This window comes from Anabaena sp. UHCC 0253 (genome assembly GCF_009712085.1).
Classification (GTDB): domain Bacteria; phylum Cyanobacteriota; class Cyanobacteriia; order Cyanobacteriales; family Nostocaceae; genus Dolichospermum.
The window spans coordinates 587,201-597,704 of the sequence record NZ_VILD01000002.1 but is presented as its reverse complement, the minus strand read 5'-3'; the positions used below and the strand labels follow the sequence as shown (position 1 = coordinate 597,704).

The window sequence follows — 10,504 nt, the reverse complement described above, 5'->3', positions numbered from 1 at the left end:
TAAAGCACCGGAGCTTGACCACAAATAGAACAGGGAATACCCCCATCTTGAGACATTTTAATTAATTGAGCGATCGCAGCCATTACTGCTGGATGACTTTCATCTAATATTTTCCCTAATTTTCCCTGTTCTCGGTCTACTCCTAATAGTAATTGAGTTAAATCATTTGTGCCGATAGAAATACCTGCCACACCAGCTTTAATATATTCAGGTAAAAGAAATAAAACACTGGGAACTTCTGCCATCATCCATAATTGAAACTGGGATATTTGCATTAATCCAGCTTCCTCAACTTTATGACGACAAAATACAAATTCTTCAACAGTACGGACAAATGGTAATAATAAATTTATATTTTTATAACCAGATGCTTGCACAGTAGCTAAAGCTTGTAATTCCAATTCAAAAACCGCCGGATTTTGGACATAGTTAAAAACACCCCGTTCACCAAGAATTGATGATGGTGATATTGAATAATTGTCACTTAAAGATAGTGAATCTCGCTCCGTTTGCTCAGAGTAACGCCAATCTAAAGATCGGTAAAAAATAGGTCGAGGAGAAAAAGCGCGAGCAAATTGCATAATTTGTTCAGACAATATCTCCAACAACTCCACCTTTCTTCCTTCTAGCAACCATTTTTGAGGATGTTTTCCCTTCAAAATATTTAACATCATCAATTCTGAACGTAATAATCCCACCCCATCTACAGGTAAACGTTGTACCTGTTCAATTAATCGGGGTTGACTCAAATTTACAAGTAATTGAGTCGCAATAATAGGTAAATTAGTAGATTGGTAATGAACAACTTTCTCCTCATCCATCAATCTTTCCATTTCTCCACTAGGAAACTTTTCCCCATCTCCTGTGAGACGATAGACTTCTCCCCTATCCCCATCCAATAGCAATCTTTCCCCTGCTTGTAAGATAGTTGTTGCCCCAGTAGCACTAACAACAGCCGGAATACCTAACTCTCTCGCTAAAATCGCCGCATGGCTTGTTAATCCCCCTTGTTCTGTAATAATCCCAGTAACTCCGTGTAATAAAGGAAACCAATCAGGAGTGACAACGGGTGCAATGAGAATTACTCCCTGGGGAACTTGGACTGGTTTTTGTGATGAACTAAAAATTACATGAGCATTACCAATAATTCTGCCCCGGGCCGCCCCGATACCTTGAATAAAATGGACACTGGATGTTACTGCTTGGGGAACACTAACTTCTGTAATATAGAGTTTAGGAGTTGATAACTCAGCATCGTCATGAGCCGGAGATTCTGGAGTAACTGTCCACTTCATTGTTAAAGTTCCACCCAGTTCACTAACTAATTGATTCCCCACAGCAATTAATTCTTGTAGATATTCTTCAGGTAAAGCATATTCCTGTTGTTGAGATTCGGCCAGGAGATAAGCCAGAAGATAATCATGATCAGGTGTCAGTTGCAAATTGTCAGTAGGTAATACGCCATTATGGAGACGATACGCCAACATTTTATTACCTAATTGCCGTTCTATGACTGCCCCAGTTTTTGGTTCTATGTAGTAAATATCTGGCAATACCTCACCATTGGTAATAGCCAATCCTAAGCCCCAGGTAGCTTCAATCTCCCATCCTGACAATTTAGTATTAAGTATACCGGAGGCGATCGCATCATCAACTGGTTGCACTAATACCCCTAAATTAATTTTGGGCATACTAATACCTGCACTCCGCCAATATAGTAAACTTCTCGCCCGGAATAACTGACTCCAAAGCTGCTTTAAAGCAATGCCTATCTCCTCTTCTCCACAAGGACAAAATACCGACTCTAATAACCCAGAAACATTTCTAATCTCTTGGTTAGTTGATATTGCCAAACTCGGCCGCAAAATTAAACTGCTTTTTTGCCAATGTCTGGCAGCTTGAAAAATTGTACTTACCCAATGGCTGGGAATACTAGCCGCAATAATTTCCTGACGCAAGCGGCCAGCTACCTGTTGAAGTTGTCGCCAATTATCTACATCTAAATGTAAGGAAGAATGGGGTAAATCAGCAATTAAAGACTCTGAACTATTGAGAGTTTCCAGAAATTGTCGCAAAACATCAGCCGATACCACAAAACCAGGGACAACAGGATAGCCCCGTTGTTGAATTTTGCTTAAGTAAAACGCCTGAACGCCAACTTTGGCGCGGTCTTGTAGTTTAATTTGATCAAGCCAATAGAGTTTATCCACTCAATTCATCAGGTGTCAGTTTTCAGTTAGTAGTTCCATTGCACCTTAAGGTTTATAAATATGGCCAATAGGGGAGTCACTAGTACCACGGGCGGAATTAACAATTAATCATTAAAAAAGCCATGAAACCAGCTTTTCGCAGATTTTTAATGGTTGCTTGACGGCAGTCGTTGTGTACTAAGTAGGCTGGCGTTAAAAATTGTCGTTGGGGCAAGGGAACAGGGAACAGGGAACAGGAAGAGAGTTTTGGGCGATTTGACTTTTCTTCACATACCTTTATATTTTTCTGCTCACCTACTTAGTCAGGGCGAAGCATTCGGGCAATCAATTATCCATTTTTTTTAAGGCTGTTTTCTGAATGCTTCGCCCCTACAACTTCTGACTCCTGCTGTATGTTTCCTGAATTTCGTTAAATGCTATTACTCCCGGTATTTATTTTGACCTAATTATTAAATATGATTTATTACATACTTTTTGTTACTATATTACCAATTAGTATGAACAAAATACTCTGTTTTTTTATTTCTAACTGCCTAAATTCTGCTTTCAAGCTATTTAACACTAACAGAAGTTGATAAATCCTTACTATATCGCCAGCAATGATTGGTTAAATACCTTTCTCCGTCTGTGCTTCGCGTTGTTGATTGGAGCTATGATTGGCTTGGAAAGACAACTTAAAAACAAACCGGCTGGGTTAAGAACTCATATGCTGGTAAGTTTGGGTTCAGCGGTGTTTACTCTCATTACTATTCAAATAGGTGGAACACAACTTAGTGCTGATTCTCTTAGTCGTGTAATTCAAGGTATTGCCGCGGGAGTAGGTTTTTTGGGGGCTGGAGAAATTTTACGTGAATCTTCCCAATCATCAACATCACCGGAAATTCATGGGTTAACTTCCGCTGCTGCGATTTGGGTAGCTGCTGCTTTGGGAATTGCTGCTGGGTGTGGTTTATGGCAATTAGGATTCATGGGTGCTATTTTAACTGTTATTATTCTACACATATTTAAAAGATTAGAGAAATTTTATTAGTCAGTTGTCAGGTGTTAGTTGGTGATGAATAAACATTAAATAGGGCTAGTGCTTTCACAAAAATTTCTTCTTCTGGTCGAGTTTGGAGAATTGATTTTACTAAATCAATAAATTCTCCATCTGAATTATTATCATTTTCCACAGTTTTACTAGCTGCATAAAAACTAACATCATCAATATTTAATTCATTAGTAATACCAGTTTTTAATAGGGGTTTATGAATACACCAAGATAGGGATTTTCCCCGCAATGTAAATTGAAACCAAGTTATTTCACCATTATTTAATTCAAAAAAGAGATCAAAATAAGGTTCTCCTCCTTGAAACCAGACTCTCATTGTCCCTTCTTGTGGACTTTGTTTGAGTAATTTTGGTGCAATTGCCCTTAATGATGCACCTAACGATGCAATTTCATTTTTACTTAATATATAATTTATATGATTCATATTTAGCAAGAGTCAGGATTTAGAAAAAATAAAGAAAGAAAAAAGCAGTTAGAAACCCGTACCAATGATCAATTAATAATTGTCAATTGTCAATTGTCAATTTCCCATTATTCACATATAAAACCTGAGAAGATTTTAACCACTGAGAATCAAAAGCACCTAAATGAGTAGTCGTAATTAAGGTTTGAAAACGGTCTTGAATAGCATCAAGTAATTGATTTTGGCGAGATGGATCTAATTCAGCTAAAACATCATCTAATAATAGTAATGGTGGTTCATTAATAACTTCTTCAATTAATTGTAATTCTGCTAATTTTAAAGCTAAAACTAAAGTTCTTTGTTGTCCTTGAGATCCATATTGACGGGCAGGAGTTTGATTAATAACTAATTCTACTTCATCGCGGTGGGGACCAACTAGAGTTATGCCTCTATGTAGTTCAGCGATCGCTCTTTGTTGAAGTTTAGCAAAAAAAGCTGCTTGCAGTTCTTGAGTAGAGGTGTTTTTGAGAGGTACATTAGCAGCGTAGTTGATTTGCAGTGCTTCAGATGCTCCACTAATACTAGCGTGCCATGCAGAGGCTATGGGAGCTAATCTTTTAATAGCTCTCTCCCTTCTCATGATCACCCGAATACCAGCAGTAACTAATTGTGCATCCCAGATAGCTAATTCTGATTGTAGAGATTTTTCCTGTGTATGAGTGTAACGTTTTAAAAAAGCATTGCGTTGGCGTAAAACCTGGTGATATTGGTGCAGAATATGAGCATAAACTGGTTCTAGTTGAATTAAGAGTGTATCTAGCCAGTTGCGACGACCTTCTGGACTACCGCGCACTAGTTCTAAATCCAAGCTAGAAAACTCCACTGCATTGAGAACACCGAGAAAGTCCATTTGTCGAGGGACTATTTGCCCATTTATAGCCACGGTACGACGCGCTTGACGACGGAGTGTGAGAGTTAAATCACTATGGCTATGAATTCGTTCTAAAGTAGCATGAATTTGGGCTATAGATTCACCTTCCTTAATTAAATCACGATCGCGTGCCATGCGGTGCGATCGCAATGTTGCTAATAATTCCACAGCCTCCAACAAATTCGATTTTCCCTGAGCATTATTCCCCACCAAAATAGTTTTAGCAGCAGTAAACTCAATTTTTTGATTTTGGTAATTACGAAATTGTTTGAGGTGTAAAGTTTTCAGGTACATATTCAAGAATTAAAAATTAAAAATTAAAAATTAAAAATTAAGAAAATTTTCTAATTTTTAACTAATTCTGGGTGTTTAAGGGTATAAATCTAAAAAAATAAAAATTAAAAATCCAAGTGTTATGAATTTTTAATTTTTAGTTCTTAATTCTTAGACTGTTTTTTTGCCTATAAAACGGAAAAATAACTTTTCACATTCAATCCAGACAAACAGCAAAGAACTGAAAGCTATACAAATCCCCAATTCTGAAAGAGTGAGTTCATGAGTACCAAAGAAATTTCGTAGAGGTTCGATGTAAATTAACATCAACTGCAAAATTGTGGTGATAACTACAGATCCTAAAACAAAGGGATTAGAAAAAGGATTCATTTCAATGGCAAGTCTATTATTAGAACGAATAGAAATTGCATGACCCATTTGCGCCAAACATAGAGAAGTAAATACCATTGTTTTCCAGCGAGGATCTGGATTTAAAGGATCACCCGATAGTTCTATACAATGAGAATACGCCCATTGCATGAGGATTATGGTAATGATGGCAAAAACAATCCCAATGCGAACCATGTAAGAACCTAATCCCCTAGCAAAAATACTTTCCCGGGGACTAAAAGGAGGACGCTGCATAACATCTGGTTCTGGTGGTTCTACAGCTAAAGCTAAAGCTGGTAAACCGTCTGTTACCAAATTCATCCAGAGAATTTGCAAAGGAGTCAGAGGAACACCTCCTAAACCCAACAATGGTGAAGCGGCAATGGTAAGAACTTCACCAATATTACTACCCAAGATGTATTTAATAAATCGGCGAATATTGGTGTAAACAACTCTACCTTCTTTAGTGGCTGCGACTATCGTAGCAAAGTTGTCATCCAGGAGGATCATGTCGCTGGCTTCTTTGCTCACATCTGTGCCTGTGATGCCCATGGCAATGCCTATATCAGCTTGTTTGAGGGCAGGAGCATCATTAACCCCATCGCCTGTCATAGCCACAAATCGTCCACGACGTTGCAATGCTTGGACAATCCTTAATTTGTGTTCTGGGGAAACTCTAGCATAAATACTTACTAAGTCTACCTGTTCCTCTAATTCCTGGTCACTCAGCCGCTGTAATTGTTGACCAGTCAGGACTCTATCACCTTCTTGGGCAATTCCCAAATCAATGGCGATCGCCTGAGCAGTTAATTGATGGTCGCCTGTAATCATAATTGGGCGGATTCCGGCTTGGCGACATTCTTGCACAGATGCTCTTACTTCTGGGCGTGGTGCGTCCAGCATTCCCACCAATCCCAACCAGACTAAATCAACTTCAGATGTATCTTCTGAAGCATCTGGGGGAACTTCAGTCAGTGGTTTATAGGCAAAACCTAATACCCGCAAGCCTTTACTTGCCATTTGGTCATTAGCTACTAGAATTTGGCTGCGTTGTTCCTCATTAATAGGAACTGCATGATTACCTAAATGGATTTTTGTACATCTTTCTAAAGTTAACTCTGGTGAACCTTTGGTGAACATTAGGTATTGTTCAGATTCCACAAAACCAGCAATGGCTGGGTCAATAGCCGTTATGGAAGATTCTCCAGTCGCAACTGCTTCTAGTTGACAAATCACACTCATACGCTTGCGTTCTGAAGAAAAGGGAAATTCCGCGACACGAGGTAATTTACTATTCCATTGGTCTTGTTCAATTCCTCCCTTCCCAGCCAAGGTGACTAAAGCCCCTTCTGTGGGGTCGCCTAAAATTGCCCATTCTCCTTGTTTTTGTTGCAATACAGCATCATTACAAACTGCACAAGGAACAATTAAAGCCGAAATTTCGGGATATTCATCTAAATTAGCTTTTTCACCATTTAACTGAAAATCGCCAATGGGGGTATAACCTTCTCCTGTTACCCGAAAGGTAGAATTATTGGTGTATACCGACTGCACCACCATTTTATTTTGAGTCAGTGTTCCGGTTTTATCAGAACAAATAGTAGTTACAGAACCAAGAGTTTCTACTGCTGGGAGTTTGCGAATTAAGGCATGATGTTGTACCATGCGCTGAGTTCCCAAGGCAAGGGTGACAGTAATTACGGCGGGTAAACCTTCAGGAACTACCGCAACTGCCATACTTAAAGAAACTTCTACTAGTTCTTGTAAGTTCTTCCAGCCTATTCCCTTAATTAGATCATGAATAAGTCCGCCGCCCACAACTATGGCAACAAGAACTAATGAACCAGTGACGAGAACGTTACCCAGTTGGGTCATGCGCTGCTGTAAGGGTGTTGGTTCACTCTCCACAGACTGCAACATCGTGGCGATTTTGCCGAGTTCCGTTCGCATTCCTGTGTCGGTAACAAGGACCTTAGCTCGACCTTGGACAACTTCCGTTCCTTGAAAAACTGAGTTGAGGCGATCGCCTAATGACGTATCTTCTGGTAATGTGAGAATGGCTTGCTTATTGACAGATGCGGCTTCACCGGTGAGAGCCGATTCCCGCACTTGCAAATTCGACTGTTCTATTAAGCGACCGTCAGCAGCTACTTGCACACCTGCTTCCAGCAGCATGACATCCCCTGGTACTAGGTCTTTGGCTGCTATTTCCCCCAAATTACCGTTACGAATCACGCGCACTAAGGGAGAAGATAGTTTTTTCAAAGCTGCTAGGGCTTTTTCGGCACGGCTTTCTTGCACATAGCCAAGAATACCATTGAGGATAACTATCGCCATAATTGCGATCGTATCTTTAAATGGCACTTCACCGTCTTTTAATGTCCCCCCAGTTAAAGCCAGCAAATCCAAAAAGCCAGAAATGAGGGCAACTGCAATCAGCATCAATAACATGATATTAGTGAACTGATCAAGCAGAATTTCCCACGGACTACGACCGCCATTTTCTTCTAGTTCATTGAGTCCATATTTTTGACGACGCTGTTCAACTTCTTGGGAAGTTAAGCCGCTGTTTGCGTCACTGTCTAACATTTCTAGGGCTTTATCAACTTCTAAACCGTGCCAGAGGTTGGTAGTTTCAGGTAAAGAATGAGCAGACATCGTGTAATTTACAAGGAATGGTTACAGAACTCGATCATAATTTAGTGATGACCGAAAATGTGGAATTGGTTAGTTGTCAGTTGTCAGTTGTCAGTTGTCAGTTGTCGGTTGTTAAGAAGTTTTCCCTGTTCCCTGCTCCCTGCTCCCTTCTTCCTACTCCCTGTTCCCTAATAAGTTAATAACTAATGATTCACAGATAATATGCTTAATAATATGAGTCTTCCATTATCCAGTTTGACAGTGAGCCAGATGTTCGGGCAAAAAATAATTAGACCACTTACTGCTGCTACCCTCTACGGGATTGCTTTCATTAAAGATCGACTTATTGCTATTGATACGGTAAAAGGCCATTTGTTGGAAATTGACCCCCTCACCGATAACAGCAAGATTATCAATCCCCACCAAGTTCGAGAATTTCAAGAAGTTACCGGTTTAGCTGTTTGGGAGGATGATCTCTGGGTGACTCGTGGTAATGGTGTTTATTTATGCAAAGTCGCATCCTTGGGTTTAGAGCATTTTATTACTTTACCTTATCCTGCGGATGGCGTTGCAGTTTGGGATTCTACCGTTTATGTTAGTTGCCAAAGACTTGGCTATATTTTGATTTTTGACCGTGATACCCGCAAGGAAATTACTAGATTTTATGCCCCTGGTGTAGGTATAGAAAATTTGGCGGTGACGAAGGAAACTCTCTGGGTATGCGATCGCACGGAACAAACAGTTTACTCTATGGATAGGGCAACGGGAGAAGTTCGTTTTAGTGTTCTGACTCCTTTTGATTCTCCTACAGGTATCGCCGTTCATGGACAAGATGACACAGGCAAAGATTGTCTTTATGTGGCATATTCCAGCGAAGAACCTTATATTCGGGATAATCCCAATGCTGATCCTTGTCATGAATTAACGTACCGCGATCGCACATTTATTCATCCCCTATATTATCATTACGACCCAGATAAACGCTACGCCCTATCTAATGGTTATCTATTAGAAATGTCTTATGTGGAGGAAATTGCCCCCCTTGATGAAGTTTATTTAGCCGATATAGAATGGCGAATTGCCTTACCCTCGGAAACAGAACGGCAAAAGGTCAAACAAGTTGAAGCAATAGGTTTACCGTTCACTGAAGAAATTATTGACGGACAAAGAGTAGCCCTGTTTAAATTTGATACCCTCGCCCCCGGTGAACGGCATATATTTGGTTGGAAGGCACTTGTAGAAGTACGCGGTATTAAATATCGTATTACTCCCAACGATGTGGAAAATGTCACAGAACCATCACCAGAATTAAAAACTCGCTATCTGGTGGATGATGATGACTTGGCAATGAATACTGATATTGTTATCCGTGCAGCCCGTACAGCAGTGAGTTCGGAAACTAATATATTACGGAAAATGTATAGTATCCGTAACTACGTTTACGATCAATTAGCTTATGGTATTAAACCTCATATTGATTCACCAGATATAGTTTTAGATCGGGGTACTGGTTCTTGTGGAGAATATGTCGGTGTATTACTAGCACTTTGTCGCCTTAATGGTATTCCTTGTCGTACTGTTGGTAGATACAAATCTCCAATTTATGCCGAACATCAAGGAGTTCCTCTCCAACCCGATTTTAATCATGTTTGGTTAGAGTTCTATATTCCCGGTATTGGTTGGTTGCCAATGGAATCTAACCCTGATGATATTGAGGAAGGTGGACCATATCCCACAAGGTTCTTCATGGGTTTATGTTGGTATCATGTCGAAATTGGTAAAGGTATATCTTTTGAAACTTTAACCAGTAATGGAGTTCGTTTAACGAAGGAAGAAGTTGCCCTTGGTGACTTGGCTATCAATCATATCCGGTTTACAATCCTGAAGGAATTACCACCTTTTGAAAGTACGACAGGTTAATTTTCAGGAACTGCCAATTTAACAAATACCCAAAAATTTCTTCTCCTGCGGGCATTTTCGGACTGAGCTTGTCGAAGTCTTGCCCGCTAACCATACATCAAATTTGAACATATATCAGCCAAAACAGGAGATAATTGTCCAATGGCAGTTGAAGAGTATCGTCAAATTGTTCAAAATTTAATTCTAGAGAAATTAGCCTTAAATTCAAAGTAGCGCCCCTGTGCCTACCCCGGTATTTGGGGCAACCACAGGGGGTTTGCCCCTACAAAATTGATTGGTTTAGGGATTTTTAAAATGTTCAATTTATTTTGCTTAACAAGTAGGCAGGTAAAATTAATTATATAAAAAATTTGGATTTAATGTAGGGGTAGCGCCCCTGTGCCTACCCCGGTATTTGGGGCAACCACAGGGGGTTTGCCCCTACAAAATTGATTGGTTTAGGAATTTTTAAAATGTTCAATTTATTTTGCAATACTTATATGGGGTAATTAAAACATCCTTCTGATGAAATAAATATTCGATTTCTTCTTGAGAAACACGATTCCAGCATTTTTTGGAGTTTCCTTCATCCCAATCAAACCCATTTACAGTTTCTAGCATAGCAATAAAAATGACATTTGTATATACAAATGTGAACATCATTTAATCTATCACAAGCTATGACAACTGCTATATCCTAAATACCCGAC

7 protein-coding genes are annotated in these 10,504 nt (G+C 39.6%); 2 read left to right on the top strand and 5 right to left on the bottom strand.

What is annotated here, in order from left to right; genetic code table 11:
* Positions 1-2,210, bottom strand: a 2,210-nt coding sequence (locus FJR38_RS06865; RefSeq protein WP_168536103.1) for a putative PEP-binding protein, incomplete at its 3' end; no start/stop codon positions are given.
* A gap of 571 nt (positions 2,211-2,781) precedes the next feature.
* Between FJR38_RS06865 and FJR38_RS06860 the strand changes: the two genes are divergently transcribed.
* Entirely contained in the window at positions 2,782-3,240 is a 459-nt protein-coding gene (locus FJR38_RS06860) for an MgtC/SapB family protein (RefSeq protein ID WP_168536101.1), read from the top strand.
* Positions 3,241-3,247: 7 nt separating this feature from the next.
* On the opposite strand, the gene FJR38_RS06855 is transcribed toward FJR38_RS06860, so the two are convergent.
* The 3 genes from FJR38_RS06855 to FJR38_RS06845 form a co-directional block, all read right to left on the bottom strand.
* Positions 3,248-3,685, bottom strand: coding sequence for a hypothetical protein (locus tag FJR38_RS06855; RefSeq protein ID WP_168536099.1), 438 nt, complete (start codon positions 3,683-3,685; stop codon positions 3,248-3,250).
* Positions 3,686-3,767: 82 nt separating this feature from the next.
* Positions 3,768-4,889, bottom strand: a complete 1,122-nt coding sequence (gene recF / locus FJR38_RS06850; RefSeq protein WP_168536097.1) for a DNA replication/repair protein RecF — start codon at positions 4,887-4,889, stop codon at positions 3,768-3,770.
* Between the two features lie 150 nt (positions 4,890-5,039).
* A complete protein-coding gene (locus tag FJR38_RS06845) occupies positions 5,040-7,916 on the bottom strand; it encodes a cation-translocating P-type ATPase (protein WP_168536095.1) in 2,877 nt (958 codons plus the stop codon).
* A 213-nt stretch (positions 7,917-8,129) separates the two neighbouring features.
* Here FJR38_RS06845 and FJR38_RS06840 point away from each other — a divergent pair, with 213 nt between their 5' ends.
* A complete protein-coding gene (locus tag FJR38_RS06840; RefSeq protein ID WP_168536093.1) occupies positions 8,130-9,815 on the top strand; it encodes a transglutaminase domain-containing protein in 1,686 nt (561 codons plus the stop codon).
* A 456-nt stretch (positions 9,816-10,271) separates the two neighbouring features.
* Here the strand turns inward: FJR38_RS06840 and FJR38_RS27530 are convergent, their stop codons facing one another.
* On the bottom strand, positions 10,272-10,457 hold the full coding sequence (locus FJR38_RS27530) for a hypothetical protein (RefSeq protein ID WP_174763899.1): 186 nt from the start codon (positions 10,455-10,457) through the stop codon (positions 10,272-10,274).
* Between the last annotated feature and the right edge of the window lie 47 nt (positions 10,458-10,504).

Bases quoted from the DNA above. Each gene is read 5' to 3' on its own strand.
- FJR38_RS06855 (WP_168536099.1), bottom strand. From the start codon at position 3,685: ATGAATCATATAAATTATATATTAAGTAAAAATGAAATTGCATCGTTA.
- recF (WP_168536097.1), bottom strand. From the start codon at position 4,889: ATGTACCTGAAAACTTTACACCTCAAACAATTTCGTAATTACCAAAAT.
- FJR38_RS06845 (WP_168536095.1), bottom strand. From the start codon at position 7,916: ATGTCTGCTCATTCTTTACCTGAAACTACCAACCTCTGGCACGGTTTA.
- FJR38_RS06840 (WP_168536093.1), top strand. From the start codon at position 8,130: ATGAGTCTTCCATTATCCAGTTTGACAGTGAGCCAGATGTTCGGGCAA.
- FJR38_RS27530 (WP_174763899.1), bottom strand. From the start codon at position 10,457: ATGATGTTCACATTTGTATATACAAATGTCATTTTTATTGCTATGCTA.